The sequence below is a fragment of the Amycolatopsis rubida genome (assembly GCF_900115345.1).
In the GTDB taxonomy this organism is placed as follows: Bacteria; Actinomycetota; Actinomycetes; order Mycobacteriales; family Pseudonocardiaceae; genus Amycolatopsis; species Amycolatopsis rubida.
In genome coordinates, this window is record NZ_FOWC01000004.1 from 375007 (window position 1) to 390458 (window position 15452).

Consider the following 15452-nt stretch of genomic DNA (forward strand, 5'->3'; position numbering starts at 1 on the left):
CTCGCCCTGCTGCGCCTCCACCAACTCGCCGTTGGCGGCCTTCATCGCAACGCCGTTTGCGCTCAGAGCGTCCGTCGTGTCTTCGCCCGCCGGTCCAGAGTCCCACAAGCTGTCGCCGACCAGAATCACGTCGCCCGATCAGTCCTCGTGCCCATTCCACCTAGTCGTCGACGATATGTGCGAACTGGTCAGCCGAAGGGAATCCCTCCCCGATCTCCGAATTGCAAGCCGCCACGCGAGCTGACCTATCCAAGCTCGACGCCACGCGACTGGATGCCCCGCGCCCTGCCGAGGGGCGCGGTCAACAACGCATGCGAGAAGTAACCGCGCGCGCGGTGCCGCCTCGAATCGGAGCATCGCTCGCGGAGTGCCTGGACTCGCTCACTGCGCAACTGCCCGAACTCCGGGAATCCGGCGGCGAGCAAGCTGGGGATGAGTAGAACTACTCATCCGCCTCTTGAGTAGTTGCGCCTGAGTGCGCGGGTAGGTTCACCCGACTGAGCCCACAGTCGTGTATAGCCTGGTCTTTGGTCCCATATCCTGTGACGGAATGGTCACGGGGAGGGATCGAGTATGGGTTTCATGACGGTGCCAGACGCCCTGCGCGGGGCACGCAGCGCCGCTGGCGAGAAGGTGGGCAGTCTGCGCGGCACGAATTACGCGGAGCCGGTCGGCCGGGTGGCAGGCGCGATGCCCGGCGGATGCGCAGCGCCTGCCGCCGCGCACTGTCAGGACGCCTTGTCCGCCACCTTCACCGAATGGTGCACAGAAGCCCAGCGTCTCGCCGATAACCTCGGCGTAGCAGCCGACCGGTATCAACAGGGCGACCACACGGCCGCCGGGGTGTTCCCGTCTGTCGCGCCGACGATGCATGGGCCGGGCTGATGGTGTCGCTCGCCGATGTCCGCGCATGGAATCATGGCGCGTTGGACGAAATCTGCTCACTCTTGCAAGCCCGGACGCAGGTCCTCGTCAATGACGGGGACGACTACGGCAAGGTCTTGCCGGTCGAGTGCTGGACCGGGCCTGCCGCCGACAACGCGGCCGGCCAGCACTGCGCGTTGATGCGGCAACTCGACACGATCGCCGCCGGAGCCGCCGCGCTGGGCAAAGCCATCGGACAGGCAGCCGACACCATCTTGGGAGTCCAGAGCGCGCTGAAGAATGCCGATGAACTGGCCCGCAAGTACGGGTTCGCGATCACCGCAGACGGCGCGATCGTCTGCATCTACGCAGGTCAGCCGCCGCCTGAGCTGCATCCTCAAGACCGGGCACGCGCAGAGGCGCAGTTGACCGACGAGGTCGCGCAGATCCTGCGCACCGCGAACGACATCGATGCCGACCTCGCGTCAGTGCTCGACCGCGCAGCGGCCGGTCAGTTCGGCACTGGAGACGAATCCACTATCGCCGCCGCTGCCGCAGACGGCGTGAAAGACCCTGGTCTCACACTGCCCGAACCACCGCCCAACGCGACCCCGTCGCAAAACGCCGCATGGTGGGCCACCCTCTCCGCAGCGGGACGGAACATTCTCATCCGCGACCGACCCGGCGCGATCGGGGCGATGAACGGCCTGCCCGCAGTCGACCGCGACCGCGCGAACCGGATTTCCCTCGACCGCGATTACCAGGACTTGCAGCACCAGCGGGACGACATCCGCCACCGGCTGGACGGAATGAAACGCAGTGATCCGCAACAGCAGGAAGAATACATATCCCTGGACCGACAACTAGACGCGCTGAACAGCAAGATCACCGGCATGGACCAGATTAAGAACCGCCTCGACCATGCCTTGCCCGGGCAGCCCACCGCATACCTGCTGGGCATCAACTCCGCTAACTCCGGGCAAGCCATCGTCGCCATCGGCGACCCAGATAGTGCCGCCAACGTCGCGACCTACGTCCCCGGCACCACCGCCGGACTTAACCATGGCATGGCCACCGACATCTATCGCTCAGACGCGATGTTGGCCGCGGCGAACAAAGCGGGATCGCCCTCGACGTCCGTGATTACCTGGGTCGGATATGACGCGCCACAGAGCATCGTCCCCGACGCCGCAAGCACGGGCTTCGCCAACAACGCCGAACACCCACTCCGCGACTTCCAAGGCGGGCTCGGAGCCGCCCATCACGGCCCTATGAACAGCACCGTGATCGGACACAGCTACGGCACCACGGTCGTCGGCCAGACCGCCCGCGACCTCGGCTTGCCCGCCAACAACGTCGTCATGGTCGCCAGCCCCGGCGTCGGCGTAGACCACGCGAACCAGCTCCATCTCGACGGAATCCCGCAAGACCAAGTCGGGCAGCACGTCTACTCCACTAAATCCGTCACCGACCCCATCCCTGCTCTCACAAACTTCGACGGACCTGACATCGGACTTGACAACGTCGACCCCCTCGGCCCCGACCCCACCACTGACTGGTTCGGTGGACAAACATTCAACTCCGACGCTGGCAATCCGCTTACTTCCCACAGCGACTACTGGCAAGATCGGTCCTCCTCCTTGCGCAGCATGGGCAACATCATCGCCGGAAACAAACCATGAACTGGAATCACACTCGCAACCCAAATCGGCGCTTATCGATTGCTGCGTCGAGTTTAATCCTGCTGACACTGACCGCCTGCGGAGGAGCGTCCATGCAGCCGACAGACACCGCCGATCAAGCGCGAGAAAAAGCACAGGCCGCAGTGCACGCTGCCGCGGCTGCAATCTTCCCTGCCGGGTACAAACTTGCGGATAGCCCGCTCCAGTCAAGGCCATGCACTGATGATTCCAACCAGCCAACGGGCCAAGTCAGCGTAAGCGCCGACTTCTGGGTGGATGGACCCGATCGTTCTCAAAACAATAAGTACTACGATAACCTTAAAAAGTGGTGGAGCGAGAATGGCTGGTCACTTGAAACCGACAGCCGTCCACGAGACCTATTCGCTAATGCTCAGCGTGACGGCTACCTCATGAGCCTTGAAGGCACTGCGACCGGCCCGAACAAGGAGCGCCTGAACATCGGTGCAAGTTCCCCGTGCGTCTGGCCCAACGGCACGCCCGAACCTGCATCGTGACCTCGAAGCAGCTCCGCGTAAGAGGGGCATGAACGAGGGCGGGCTCTCGACCAGGAGAGTTGACCTGTTCCCCACATCCGAATAGCCGCACGCACGTTCCCCAAGAGATAAGGCGTGGCTTTCGCAGTCGACGTCAGCGCACAAACTCGGCGCGGTTCGGGTGGTCCGCTGGACGGTCAGGTACCGCAGGCATAACACGCGCTAGACTGTTGTGAGTTGTCGTACTTGGTGGTCGTCCGGGCTCGCCAGGCGGAGTCGGTCTGCCAGCAGCTCTTCCAATGCGGATACAGCGTCGGCCGGGTCGCCTGCCCGGCCGCGCCAGGTCGCGAGGGCGGCGCGGGCTGCCAACGTATGAGGGTGTTCCTGGCCTAGAACGCGCAACTGGTTGGCAAGGAGTTCTTCGGACGCGGCCGCGGCACCGGCAGGGTCGCCCGCCAGGCCGCGCGAGTTCGCGAGGGCGGCGCTGCCGTTCAAGGTATCGGGGTGGTCCGGGCCCAGCACGCGCAGCTGGTCCGACAACAGCTCCTCGAACTCGGAGACAGCACCGGCCGGATCGCCTGCCAGGCCGCGCCAGGTCGCGAGGCTGTGGCGTGTGGTCAACGTGTCAGGGTGGTCCGGGCCCAGCTGGCGTGTGACGGTGGTGCAGAGGCGCTGGAAGTGTTCCCTGGCGTCGGCGGCCAATCCGATGTTGCCCAGGCTCTTCCCTGCACGCCGAAATACCTCGTGCCCGGCAGGCTCCCACGGGTGGTCGCTTCCCGTCTCGGCGAGCGCGGCGGCGTTGGCACGCAGCATCTGTCCCAGCAGTGCGTCCCGTTCGTCGTTCGGTCAGATCTGCAGGAGCGCGTCTGCTGCCGTCCGCGCCAGGTCCCGACACCGTCCGCTCGGCAATGCGTCGCAGGTAGCGCGCTGAACCATTGCGTGCATCCGCACAATCCCCTGCCGCAGGTCGCGGGTGATCAGATTCAACCGGTGCAGGCACCCCAGTCCGTCCCGCGCAAGCTCCGCGGCGGCCTCGCCTCCCGTACGAGCCGCAACGAACTGGACGACTGCGGAGGACGCGAACAGCGCGGAGGGAATGCCGTTGGGGCCCAGCACACTGGACACCTCCAGCAACCCCCGCCGGTTCCAGCCGGTCGGCTTGCTCCACCGACAACGACCATGTGGTCGCCACCGTGGCGCGGTGATCGTCGGGCAGCCCCTCAGACTCGGGCAGCAGCGACGTCAGGCGGCGCTGGCGATCCTTCCAACGGCTGCGATAGTCAGCGCAGGACAGGTCCCAGTCCAGCATGTACGCACGGCTTGCGCCAGCGCCAACGGCAGACACCCCAACTCGACCGCCAACTCAGCCGAGCCCTCGACCAGGTGCGGCTGGTCGGCCAGCGCCGTGCGCAAATAGGCCGCCGCTTCTTCCGCAGTGAACACGTCGACCTCGACCAGGCGTCGACCTTGCGTCCGCAGCGCGGCGTCGCGGCGGCGAGTGGTCACCACCACCCACCCGCTCGCACTGGCCGGCGGCCACAAAACCCGCAGGTCAGCCGGGTTCTGAACATCATCCAGCACGATCAGCCACCGCGCCGAGGCGGCGGCGAGCCATTCCAGCAACCGTCGCGCACCCTGCTCGGGATCCGGGTCCTCGACTCCGGTCAAATCTGCGGCCACGCGGGCGTAGCTGGACACCACCGCCTCCCGCGACGCCGCCGTCACCCAGACCCACACTCCCGCTTCGGCTGCCGCCCACCACCGCTCGGCGTAGTCCAGAGCAACCTGTGTCTTGCCGGCCCCTCCCAGCCCCGACACCACGCCGGTGTGCGGCCAGGGTCGGCCGGTCAGCACCGCAGCATCCCCGTGTTCCAGCGCCTGCTCCAACGCGCGCACCGTGTCCGCGCGTCTTTGAAAAGCTGCAGCAGGTGGCCCTTTAGGCCACGGCTGCCGGCGACAGGTCCGTACTGGTTGTCGTGGTGGCGGCTAGCGGGCTCACTACGGCTAAGGCGCGTAATTCTGCCGCGTCTCGGGCAGGTGCCCAGTTCTTCTCGCAACGCAGAGGCCCGCCTGGGGCGGTTGCCGCATCCGGGTGGGGACCAGGTGTGGTCGCGGGGGAAGGGGTCAGCTGGCTGGCAGGGCAGAAGTGTCGAGCGGGGGTACGGAACTCGCGCGTCTGCTGGCCGGAGGGTCGTCTTGGGTTAGGTGGCGGCATGTGGATGGCGTTGGCTGGCAGCCGGTTCATGGACTCGACCACGGTCATCGAGGAAGCGCGGTTGGGGAAACGCCGATTCGTGCCGTTTGGTGGCTAACGCGCGGAGCTAGCTGGCGGCGCTGGGGCGTGGTGCGGAGCATCGCCAGCTGGGCGTGATCCGGCAGCGACGGCGTGGAGCTGATAGGCGGGGGGCTTTTCGCGCGGAGACCGGCTTCCGGATTGTCTCCGGCGGGCGATGGAAGGCGCATGGCAGTTAGTGCTGGAGATCGGGGCAGACGGGGGCAGGGAGAAGATGGGCGCGGCGTTGGTCGTCGCGGGATCCCGTTCCGGCTCGTCCGGTTGGGCTCGCACCGGGCTGGGTCGCTCCAGCGCGAAGATCGGTGCGGTGGTTCGCGACTTCTCCGGGGGACGAGACGTGGACTGGGGCCGGATGCGTCTCGGGGGAAGGCGGGGATCGGCCGCGCGCAGAGGTGACTCCGTCGAAAGTGCGGAAGTTCGCAAAATTCCCCGGTCACGACCCGGCCAGTCGATGCCGCGGATTGCACACTGGCGCAAAAGCGGGATTGTGTCCCAGCAGTCGGGCGGCGGCGTTCATGATGCCGAATGCCGTGGAGCGACGCTGGGGAACAACAGAAACACTCTGCGTCGCCAGCTCGCTAATAAATAACCTTTCGTCAACTCGGCAGCAACGGGCAGAAATGTTGCCCGGAACTGCAAATAGAACTCACCCCATTCCGAAAAACGCAGCTCCACCCCGGCCGCGATAATTGATCCAACACCGTACCGGCGAGTACGACAAGGTATTCGCCGAAGAAGGCCCTTCTGGTGGAGGTAGCACCACTGTCGCACCTGGTGCCAGCACCACCATCGGGAGGTCGGAGGCGACAAATGGGAACGGCCTGCCTATTGCCGACGAGAAACTGTCGCGCATGACGCCAACGCATTACCCCGATCGGAGGTAGACCGTCTTTTCAATGTCTGACATGCTCGGCTCGGCCGACAGCTCGGTGCGTGGGGTCACTTGAGACGGGCTATTTTTCCTCAGGGGTAGATATGGAAATTGAGCTATTGGGATCGGTCACGCTCAGGCAAGCCGGCCGCGGACACGGAGTCGCGTCGCGAAAGGTGCGGACTGTGCTGGCGTTGCTGGCGTTGTCGCCGGGGGTTCCGTTGTCCCTGGACACGCTCGCGGACGAGCTGTGGGCCGACAAACCGGTCTCCAACGTGCGCAATGCTTTGCAGGCCAACATCGCGCGGTTGCGGAAGCTCGTGTTCAACGTGACCGGCGAGCGCGAGGTGGTGCGCACGGTCAGCAGCGGGTATCTGATGACCGTGCCTGCCGAGGCCGTCGACGCGCATCGGTTTTCCGCCTTGGCACAGCGTGGTGCCACGCTGCTCGGGCAGGATCCGCGTGGTGCCATCACGGCCTTCGAACAAGCACTGCGGCTCTGGCGCGGGCCCGCATTGCTCGACGTGGCCGATTGCACTCGCTGCCGGATGGCCGCCGGGCAGCTCAACGAGCATCGGCTCACTGTGCAGGAGGACCTGATCTCCGCACGTCTTCAGGTCGGGGAACATCATGGGCTTTCCCACGATCTGAAACAACTCGTCGCGGAGAACCCGGCCCGCGAGCGGCTCAGCGAGTACCTGATGATCTCGCTTTACCGCGACGGCAGGCAGGGTGAGGCGGTCTCCGTTTTCCACAGCACCCGGAAGTGGCTGAGCGCCGAACTCGGGCTGGAGCCCGGACCGGGGCTGCGCCGGCTGTACCAGTCCATCCTGATGCAGGACCAGGTTCTCGACTGAACCGTCGTTTTCTCTTCCACGGCGTCAGCATGGCAGTCCCCGATGACCGCCTGCTGACACCGCGCCTACGGGGCCCGCCGCGTCAGGGCGCTGTCAGAAGGGTGTCACCGCTCGCCGCTAGTTTTCGGGCCGATCCCTTGCAACGGTCCCAGACGATCGGAAGTGACCCCCATGACGACAGCCGTCTCCGAACGCATGCAGCAGATCCGCGAGATCGTCTGCACGCACCTCGAACTCGACGACGCGGAGCTCACCGAAACCAGCGATTTCGCCGACGACCACGAGGCCGATTCGCTGTCGCTGATGGACGTGCTGGCCGCGCTGGAGAAGAAGTTCGGCGTCACGATCGACCAGGCCCAGTTCGCCCGGATGACCAACCTGCGCGCGGTGTACGAGGTCGTCTCGGAATCCGCGAGCTGGTAGCGGACATGTCGCAGCCGACCAGTATCGGACGACGGGTGGTCATCACCGGATGCGGTGTCGTGTCGAGCATCGGCATCGGGGTCCGGGAGTTCACCTCGGCACTGCGCGCCGGGCGCAGCAACGTCCGGCCGATCTCGGTGTTCGACACCACCGGGTTCGCCCACGACAACGGCTGCGAGGTCGCCGACTTCGAGCCCGCCCGGTGGATCCGCACGCTCGACCCCGGCGATCTCGGCCGGGCGAGCCGGTTCTCCACCGCGGCCGCCCGCCTCGCCGTCGAGGATTCAGGGCTGCCGCTGGAAACCCTTCGCGCCGCGCGCACGCTGGTCTCGGTGGGCAGCACCGACGGCGAGGCGCACGAACTCGACGGTCTCGTGGCGCGGGAACTCTCCGCCGGGCTGGCCGGTCTCGACCCGAAGCTGGTGCGCCGCACCTCCGCGGGACGGCTGGCCACGTCGATCGCGCGCGAACTCGAACTGACCGACGTCGAGACCGGGACCATCGCGACGGCGTGCTCGGCGGGGAACTACGCCATCGGCAACTCGCTCGACGCGATCCGGTGCGGGGACGCCGAGTTCGCCCTCTGCGGCGGCGCCGATGCGCTGTGCCGCAAGACGTTCACCTCGTTCTACCGGTTGCGCAGCATCGCCCCGGACTGCTGCCGTCCCTTCGACCGCAACCGGATGGGCATCCTCACCGGCGAGGGCGCGGGCATTCTTCTGCTGGAGAGCCTCGACTCCGCGCTCGCCCGCGGCGCCCGGATCTACGCGGAAGTGCTGGGGTACGGCATGTCCTGCGACGCGCACCATCCGGTGGCGCCGCATCAGGCCGGGATCGCCCGCTGCATGGAGCTGGCGCTGGCCGACGCCGGGGTCAAACCCGCCGAAATCGACCTGATCTCGGCGCACGGCACCGGGACCAAAGCCAACGACATGACCGAGTCCGCGGCGATCCGCGACCTCTTCGGGCCGAAGCCGCCGCGCACCGTGTCGATGAAATCCATGCTGGGGCACTCGATGGGCGCGGCGAGCGCGCTGGCCGCGATCGGCTGTTCGATCGCGCTCACCGAGCAGTTCATCCCGCCCACCATCAACCACCGCGACACCGACCCGGACTGCCCGGTGGACTGCGTGCCCAACGAATCCGTCGACGCCGACCTCGACATCGTGCAGAACAACGGCTGGGCCTTCGGCGGCAACAACGCCGTGGTCCTGCTCGGCCGGTACGAGCGGCAACCCCGAGAGGAGGCCGTACGGTGACCGCACCGGCTCGGCGCCGTCCGGTCATCTCGGCCTGGACCGCCATCTCCCCCTTCGGCTACGGCCGGGAAGCGTTCGCCGAGGGCGTTCGCTCCCGGCGCGAGCCCACCGTCGAACCGGGCGGGCCGAACGACCCGGCGGCCGTCGTGCCCAGCTTCGACGTGCGCGAGAGGTTCGGCCGCAAGAAGACCCGGGCGATGAACCGGGTCAGCGGGCTGACCGTCGCGGCGGCGCAGCAGCTGCTCGCCGACATGGAACTGGCCCCGGACGGCGACCGCGAGCACATCGGTTTCGTGCTCGGCACCACGACCGGCAGTGCGCAGAGCATGATGGACCTGACCCGCGCGTCGATCACCGGCGAACAGCCCGACCACGTCGAACCCGCCGCGGTCCCCGGCACCGTGATGAACTGCGCGGCGGGGCAGGCCGCGATCTGGCACGGGCTCAAGGGGCCCAACGCGACGATCGCCGCGGGGCGCACCACTGGGTTGCAGGCGTTGAACTACGCGCGCCGGCTGCTGATGACCGAACGTGCGGCTCAGGTGTTGTGCGGTGCGGCCGAGGAGCATTCCGACGCGCGGTCCTGGCTTGAACACCACCGGCGCGGCGGAGCGGCGACGCTCGGCGAAGGCTGTGCGATGTTCCTGCTCGAACCGGCGGACTCGGCCAATCCGCGCACCGTGCTGGCGACACTGACCGGCATCGACTCGCGGATCTGCCTCGACGGTGACCTCGCCGGAACCTTGCACGCCACCGTGTCCTCGCTGCTGAAACGGTCTGGCGTCAACGCGGACCAAGTGTGGGCGGCGGTCGGCAGTGGCTTCCCGGCGGGATCGGACCGTCCCGAGGACGCCACGCTGCGGCAGCTGTTCGGAGACGAAGTGACGGATCGCGTGCCGCCGGTGGATCTCATCGGCGACACCTCGGCGGCGACCGCGTTGTTCGGTCTGGCGTCGGTGCTCAGCATCGCCGACGGCGCCGACCACGGCGACCAGGACCACATCGTCGTGACCGCTTGCGATGACGACGGTTCGGTGGCCTGTGCGCTGCTGCAGCTCGGCGGTGCGCGATGAGCAGAACCGCGCTCGTGACCGGCGGCTCCCGCGGGATCGGCCGGGCGGTCGTGCTCCGCCTGGCACAGGACGGGTTCGACGTCGCTTTCTGCTACCACAGCAACCAGACCGCAGCGGACGTTCTCGTCAAGGAAGTCCTCGACCTGGGCGTGCGCGTCGAGGCGACTCAGGTCGACGTCGCCGACGGCGAGGCGGTCACGGCATGGGTGGAGCGCACGGCCGACGAGTTCGGGCCGCCGGACGCGCTGGTCACCTCGGCCGGGATCACCCGGGACGGTTCGCTCGCGCTGATGGCCGAACCGGACTGGTCGAGTGTCCTGCGCACCAATCTCGACGGCGTCTTCCACGCGTGCCGCCCCGCGGTGTTCCGGATGATCAAACGCCGCGCCGGAAGCGTCGTGACGCTGTCCTCGGTGTCCGGTGTGCACGGCAATCCGACGCAGACCAACTACTCGGCGGCCAAGAGCGGCGTGCTCGGCTTCACCAAGGCGCTGGCCAAGGAAGTCGGCCGGTACGGGGTGCGGGTCAACTCCGTCGCGCCGGGCCTGATCGAGACCGACATGCTCGGCAAGCTCAGCGAAGCGACTCGCGAGAAGATGCTGCGGGCTGTCCCGCTGCGCCGGTTCGGCAAGCCGGAAGAGGTCGCGGACCTGGTGTCGTTCCTGGTTTCCGACCGCGCTTCCTACATCACCGGCAGCGTCTTCGAGGTCGACGGCGGCTTCGTCGTCTAGCTGCTCTCTCCCGCGGCAGCGCTGGCAGCGCGTGCCGCGTCCTATCCGTGCGCTGGCGAAAGGACGTCATGAGCGCCGACAACGGTTTCATCCCGCGGCTCAAGACCGCGGTTCTGGGCACGGCCGACCGCCCGCTGGTGTTCGTCGGCAACTTCGAGGTCGAAGAGCAGTGGGCGGTCGACGAGCAGGGGCTGCCCCGGGTGTCCGCCCCGGGCGGCATGGCGGTCGTCAACAGCATGGACGAGTTCGCGTTGCTGCTGGGCGGGAAGCGGGACCACGTGGTGCTCAAGCACGCGCCCGACCCCGGTTACCGCGGCTATCTGGAAGGGCTCGGTCTCGACCTGCCGCAGATCCACGTGATCGCGGACCCGGATCCGGCGCGCACGGTCAGCCAGGACGCGCTGCACGATCCGTGGTTGATCGCCGCGCTGTCCGCGTTGCGCACCGATGAAGCGTGTCTGCTCGCGCACGGTGTCTCCGCGGTGGAAGAAGAACTGTCTACTGCGACTGGGTTGCCGTTGGCCGCTCCGGACGCGGCTCGGTGCAAGGCGGTGAACAGCAAGATCTACAGCCGCCGCATCGCGACGAAGCTCGGGTTGCGGCAGCCGAACGGCTGGGCGTGCGACACGCTCGACCTGCTCGACGAGGCCGTCACCGAGGCCGCCGCCGTGCTCGCCACCGGGCGAAAGGTCGTCGTCAAGGAGGCGTTCGGGGTTTCCGGCAAGGGGATCTCGGTGGTCTCCGACGAACGCCGTCTCGACCGGTTGCGCCGGATGATCTCCGCGACCGCCCGCCGGAAGGGCCGGGACCGGATCGCGTTCGTCGTCGAGGAGTGGGTCGACAAGCGCGCCGACCTCAACTACCAGTTCACCGTGAGCCGCGACGGTTCGGTGCATTTCGACTTCGTCAAGGAGCTGATCACCGAGAACGGCGTCCACAAGGGGCACCGGATCCCGCCGCGGCTGGACGAGGCGCAGCTGGAGACCATCCGGTCCGCGGCGCAGGCGCTCGGCGGGCAGCTCGCCGCCGACGGCTACTACGGCGTCGTCGGAGTGGACGCGATCGTCGAACCGGACGGCGGCATCTTCCCGGTGCTGGAAATCAACGCCCGCAACAACATGTCCACCTATCAGGTGCCGATCCAGGAACGCTTCGTCACCGCGGGCGAGACCGCGATGGCCCGGCACTACTCGCTGCGGCTCGGCACCAGCGTCGGCTTCGACCGGTTCCGCGAGGTGCTCGGCGACCTGCTTTTCGACGGCGCGGGCAGCGGCCTGCTGGTGAACAACTTCGCCACCGTCAACGCCGGCGCGCAGACCGCGGACGGGGCCCCGTTCGCCGGCCGCCTCTACGGCGTGCTCATCGGGGATTCGGTCGCCGAGGTCGACCGGATCGACGCGCGGGTCGAACGCGCGCTGGCCGTCCTGCAGCAGGACTAGCCCCATTTCCGCCCAGCCGAAGAATAAGGAAGTGCTGTGACCGAAACCGCTACCGTTCCGGAGTTCGCCGTCGTGTCCGGAGCACAGGTGCACCAGGTGCTCGACGGCGCCGAGAAGCAGCTGGCCGAACTGATCGAGGCGGCCTACCGGCTGCACGGGCAGCAGGCGACCGTCAACCCGCCCTCCTACTTCCTCCGGTTCCCGGACCGGCCGTCCGCGCGGATCATCGCGCTGCCCGCCTCGGTCGGCGGGGAGGTCGCGGTGGACGGGGTCAAGTGGATCTCCAGTTTCCCGGAGAACGTCCGCACCGGGCTGCCGCGCGCCTCGGCCGTGCTGATCCTCAACGACCAGGCGACCGGTTACCCGCTGGCCTGCATGGAAAGCTCGATCATCAGCGCCAGCCGGACCGCGGCGTCGGCGGCGCTGGCGGCCGACTGGCTCAGCAGGCGCGGCGAACGGCCGCGGCGGCTCGGGTTCGTCGGCACCGGGCTCATCGCGCGTTACGTGCACCGGTTCCTGCTCGGCACCGGCTGGGACTTCGACGAGACCGCGGTGTTCGACCTCTCCGCCGAGCACGCCGCCGGCTTCCGGGGCTACCTGGAGAGCACCGGCGCGAGCGGGATCGCGGTGCGCGAAAGCGCCGAGGAACTGATCCGCGGCAGCGACCTGATCGTGTTCGCCACCGTGGCCGGGGAGCCGCACGTGCACGATCCGGCCTGGTTCAGCCACAACCCGCTCGTGCTGAACGTCTCCCTGCGCGATCTGTCCACCGAGGTCATCCTGGCCTCGGCCAACGTGGTCGACGACGTCGAGCACTGCCTCAAGGCCAACACCTCGGTGCACCTGGCCGAACAGGCCACCGGCGGACGCGACTTCCTCGACGGCACCCTCTTCGACGTGCTGACCGGGGCACTCGCCCTGGACGCTGACCGGCCGCTGGTGTTCTCGCCGTTCGGCCTCGGCGTGCTGGACCTCGCGGTCGGCAAACACGTCCTGGACGAACTGCGCCGCCGGGGCGAACTGCACGAGGTCGGCGACTTCTTCTTCGAACTCGACCGCTACGGCCAGCGCTGATGCCGATCATCACCAGTCCGCACGAGTTCAACGTCGAGGACCTGTTCGTCGATCTGAACGGGTGTACAGGGCGATCGCTCTACCTCAAATGCGAGGGCTTCAACTTCGCCGGTTCGATCAAGATCAAGGCCGCGACCGAGATGATCGACGCGGCCGAACTGGACGGCACGCTGAGGCCGGGCGCGACCCTGGTGGAGAGTTCGTCCGGCAACCTCGGGGTGGCGCTGAGCCTCGTCGCCACCAGCCGGGGTTACCGGTTCATCTGCGTCACCGATTCACGCTGCACCCTCGGTGCCCGGCAGCTGATGCAAACGCTCGGCGCCGAGGTGCACGTGATCACCGAGCCGCATCCGGAAGACGGGCTGCTCGGCGCGCGGATCGCGCACGTGCGGCGGCTGTGCGCCGAGGGCGACGACCGGGTGTGGCTCAATCAGTACGCGAACGCGGGAAACTGGCAGGCGCACTACCGCACCACCGGACCGCAGATCGCGAACTCGTTCCCGGGCGCCGACGTGGCGTTCATCGGAGCGGGCACGACCGGCACGCTGATGGGCTGCGCGCGGTATCTGCGCGAGCACTGCCCCGGAATGCGCGTGGTGGCCATCGACACCGTGGGTTCGGTGACCTTCGGAACCCCGGCCGCCCCGCGGATGATCCCCGGTCTCGGCACCGGCGTCCGGCCCGCGCTGCTCGACGAGTCCTATGTGGACGATGTGGTGCACGTGCCGGAACTCGACACCGTGCGCATGTGCCGCAGGCTCGTCCGGGCGGGGTTCCTGTTCGGCGGCTCGACCGGCACCGTGGTGGCCGGGGCGCTGAACTGGCTCGACCGGCACGAGCACGGCGAAAGCCTCACCGCGGTGGCGGTCTCCCCCGATCTCGGCGACCGCTACCTGGACACGGTTTACCACGACCAGTGGGTGGCCGACCTCTACGGAGACGCGGCGCTCGCCCCGCCCGCCGCGCTCGGGAGCTAGTACCACTCGAAATCGAGGTGCCACGCCCAGTGTGCGCACGATCACGAGGAGCCATCCTTAGACCGTCCGGCTTGCCGCCTGCGCGGCGGGAGGCCTGAAGCGGCCCAAGGAGTGCGGCATTGCGAACGCTACCTCTGCTCCGTCTCGCGCGCTGGTGTGCCGGACACCCCGGTCCGGTCCTGTGCGCGTGGCTGCTGTTCCTGGCCGTGGCGGCGAGCGAAGGGCTCGCCGCCACGACCGGCAGCTCCGCGGCACCCGCCGGTTCCGTCCTCACGGTCGGCTGCCTGCTCACCGCACTGCTGTTGTTGCTGGTGCTGGGTTCGCTGCGGCTGGCCGCGATCGCGTTCGGATATCTCGCGACCGTCGGGGTCGGCGCGCTCGGCGCGCTGATGGCGGTCGCCGAACGAGCGGGTTCGTTCGGCAGCTGGAACCTCGTTCTCCTGCCCGGCATCACGAGCGCGGCCAACCATCTGCTGTTCGCGGTCCGCAGGCGGCAGGAGATGCCGCCGGGCAAGCACGACGCGTCCGACACCGCGCAGATCGTCGCCTCGACCGCCGGGCGGACCGCGCTCGTCACCGGACTCGCGATGCTTTCCGCGATGACCGGGTTGTGTCTGACCGGGGAGCCGCACGTCATGCGATTGGCGGCAGCCGTGGTCCTGGTCGTTCTGGTGGAGGCCGCCGCGGCGCTGACGTTGCTCCCGGTGCTGCTGACCCGGATCGCGCTTCCGGTGAAGAGGTCGTTCCAGTGGCACTGGCTGCCCCGGTTCGTCGCCCGCCTGCCCGCGACCTGGCGTTACCGCAACGCGGCGGGGCTCATCGGCGCGCTGGCCTGCACTGCCGCTGCACTCGGCTACGTCGTCTACCGCTACCTCGAATCGCCGGCGCTGCCGCCGTTGCCGCTGGCGATGCTGATCGGGCTGACCTCGTTGGCAGTGATCACAGCTTTCCGGCCGGTCGTGGTCGCACTGACGACCGCGGTGCTTTCCGTACTGTCCGCGCTTTTCGCGCTGACCATGCTCACCTGCATGGATCCGCCGACCCCGACCTGGCTGCCAGTGGCGCTGGTGGCGGTGCTCGCCGCGCCCACGACTGACATGCATGTCTGCCTGCTGCACCACTTCCGTGTCGAGGCGCTGACCGGGATGTCCCCGCAGCACGTGCTCGCGGAGGGACTGCGGCGCGGCACCGTGGCGATCTCCAGCGCGAGCGTGGTGTCGATCGGGATCTTCAGCGCGCTCGGGATCGCCGGCCCCGGCGAGCTGAGCGAGTTCGGCTGGGCCGCCGCCGCGGCGCTGGCGATGGACGTGCTGGTGATCCGGTTGGTGCTGCTTCCCTTGCTGCTCTCGCTAGCCGGCCCGGTCCGCTGGTGGCGGCGGACCGGGCCGGGGGCTGCGCGAAAGTGAGCCGGGGCC

General features: G+C 68.0%; 14 protein-coding genes. 12 read left to right on the forward strand and 2 right to left on the reverse strand.

Going from position 1 to position 15452, the window contains the following annotated elements; translation table 11 throughout:
• Positions 1 to 582: 582 nt before the first annotated feature.
• The 3 genes from BM362_RS19360 to BM362_RS19370 all read left to right on the forward strand — a co-directional run bounded on the left by BM362_RS19360 (position 583) and on the right by BM362_RS19370 (position 3061).
• Positions 583 to 885: a type VII secretion target gene (locus BM362_RS19360; RefSeq protein ID WP_167545367.1), complete on the forward strand. Its 303-nt coding sequence runs from the start codon at positions 583 to 585 to the stop codon at positions 883 to 885.
• Positions 885 to 2546 carry an alpha/beta hydrolase gene (locus BM362_RS19365; protein ID WP_093574079.1) on the forward strand — a complete coding sequence of 554 codons (1662 nt, stop codon included), beginning with the start codon at positions 885 to 887 and terminating at the stop codon, positions 2544 to 2546. The genes BM362_RS19360 and BM362_RS19365 overlap by 1 nt, the downstream gene beginning before the upstream one ends.
• A gap of 92 nt (positions 2547 to 2638) precedes the next feature.
• Positions 2639 to 3061, forward strand: a complete 423-nt coding sequence (locus BM362_RS19370) for a hypothetical protein (protein ID WP_093574080.1) — start codon at positions 2639 to 2641, stop codon at positions 3059 to 3061.
• 201 nt (positions 3062 to 3262) lie between these two features.
• Here BM362_RS19370 and BM362_RS19375 read toward each other — a convergent pair whose 3' ends face one another.
• Both BM362_RS19375 and BM362_RS19385 read right to left on the reverse strand, forming a co-directional pair.
• On the reverse strand, positions 3263 to 3853 hold the full coding sequence (locus BM362_RS19375; protein WP_093574081.1) for a tetratricopeptide repeat protein: 591 nt from the start codon (positions 3851 to 3853) through the stop codon (positions 3263 to 3265).
• A 429-nt stretch (positions 3854 to 4282) separates the two neighbouring features.
• On the reverse strand, positions 4283 to 4927 hold the full coding sequence (locus BM362_RS19385) for an NB-ARC domain-containing protein (RefSeq protein ID WP_167545368.1): 645 nt from the start codon (positions 4925 to 4927) through the stop codon (positions 4283 to 4285).
• Between the two features lie 1381 nt (positions 4928 to 6308).
• Here BM362_RS19385 and BM362_RS19390 point away from each other — a divergent pair.
• From BM362_RS19390 to BM362_RS19430, 9 genes are all read left to right on the forward strand, one after another.
• The gene (locus BM362_RS19390; RefSeq protein WP_093574084.1) at positions 6309 to 7061 is read left to right on the forward strand and encodes an AfsR/SARP family transcriptional regulator; all 753 of its coding nucleotides are present in this window, start codon (positions 6309 to 6311) and stop codon (positions 7059 to 7061) included.
• A gap of 171 nt (positions 7062 to 7232) precedes the next feature.
• Positions 7233 to 7484: an acyl carrier protein gene (locus BM362_RS19395; protein ID WP_037812007.1), complete on the forward strand. Its 252-nt coding sequence runs from the start codon at positions 7233 to 7235 to the stop codon at positions 7482 to 7484.
• Positions 7485 to 7489: 5 nt separating this feature from the next.
• Positions 7490 to 8743, forward strand: a complete 1254-nt coding sequence (locus tag BM362_RS19400; RefSeq protein WP_067591342.1) for a beta-ketoacyl-[acyl-carrier-protein] synthase family protein — start codon at positions 7490 to 7492, stop codon at positions 8741 to 8743.
• Positions 8740 to 9816, forward strand: coding sequence for a beta-ketoacyl synthase N-terminal-like domain-containing protein (locus BM362_RS19405; protein WP_093574085.1), 1077 nt, complete (start codon positions 8740 to 8742; stop codon positions 9814 to 9816). The genes BM362_RS19400 and BM362_RS19405 overlap by 4 nt, the downstream gene beginning before the upstream one ends.
• Positions 9813 to 10547 (forward strand): 3-oxoacyl-[acyl-carrier-protein] reductase, encoded by a 735-nt coding sequence (gene fabG, locus BM362_RS19410; protein WP_067591348.1) that lies wholly within the window; start codon positions 9813 to 9815, stop codon positions 10545 to 10547. The genes BM362_RS19405 and fabG overlap by 4 nt, the downstream gene beginning before the upstream one ends.
• A 68-nt stretch (positions 10548 to 10615) precedes the next feature.
• Positions 10616 to 11986 (forward strand): preATP grasp domain-containing protein, encoded by a 1371-nt coding sequence (locus tag BM362_RS19415; protein ID WP_093574086.1) that lies wholly within the window; start codon positions 10616 to 10618, stop codon positions 11984 to 11986.
• Positions 11987 to 12022: 36 nt separating this feature from the next.
• Entirely contained in the window at positions 12023 to 13060 is a 1038-nt protein-coding gene (gene sbnB / locus BM362_RS19420; protein WP_067591353.1) for a 2,3-diaminopropionate biosynthesis protein SbnB, read from the forward strand.
• A complete protein-coding gene (sbnA, locus tag BM362_RS19425) occupies positions 13060 to 14037 on the forward strand; it encodes a 2,3-diaminopropionate biosynthesis protein SbnA (RefSeq protein ID WP_067591356.1) in 978 nt (325 codons plus the stop codon). Before sbnB ends, sbnA begins: the two co-directional genes overlap by 1 nt.
• 119 nt (positions 14038 to 14156) lie before the next feature.
• Positions 14157 to 15443, forward strand: coding sequence for an MMPL family transporter (locus BM362_RS19430; protein ID WP_093574087.1), 1287 nt, complete (start codon positions 14157 to 14159; stop codon positions 15441 to 15443).
• Positions 15444 to 15452 lie beyond the last annotated feature (9 nt).

Excerpts from the sequence above, each read along its gene's own strand:
- BM362_RS19360 (WP_167545367.1), top strand. The coding sequence starts at position 583 with ATGACGGTGCCAGACGCCCTGCGCGGGGCACGCAGCGCCGCTGGCGAG.
- BM362_RS19365 (WP_093574079.1), top strand. The coding sequence starts at position 885 with ATGGTGTCGCTCGCCGATGTCCGCGCATGGAATCATGGCGCGTTGGAC.
- BM362_RS19370 (WP_093574080.1), top strand. The coding sequence starts at position 2,639 with ATGCAGCCGACAGACACCGCCGATCAAGCGCGAGAAAAAGCACAGGCC.
- BM362_RS19375 (WP_093574081.1), bottom strand. The coding sequence starts at position 3,853 with ATGCTGCGTGCCAACGCCGCCGCGCTCGCCGAGACGGGAAGCGACCAC.
- BM362_RS19390 (WP_093574084.1), top strand. The coding sequence starts at position 6,309 with ATGGAAATTGAGCTATTGGGATCGGTCACGCTCAGGCAAGCCGGCCGC.
- BM362_RS19395 (WP_037812007.1), top strand. The coding sequence starts at position 7,233 with ATGACGACAGCCGTCTCCGAACGCATGCAGCAGATCCGCGAGATCGTC.
- BM362_RS19400 (WP_067591342.1), top strand. The coding sequence starts at position 7,490 with ATGTCGCAGCCGACCAGTATCGGACGACGGGTGGTCATCACCGGATGC.
- fabG (WP_067591348.1), top strand. The coding sequence starts at position 9,813 with ATGAGCAGAACCGCGCTCGTGACCGGCGGCTCCCGCGGGATCGGCCGG.
- BM362_RS19415 (WP_093574086.1), top strand. The coding sequence starts at position 10,616 with ATGAGCGCCGACAACGGTTTCATCCCGCGGCTCAAGACCGCGGTTCTG.
- sbnA (WP_067591356.1), top strand. The coding sequence starts at position 13,060 with ATGCCGATCATCACCAGTCCGCACGAGTTCAACGTCGAGGACCTGTTC.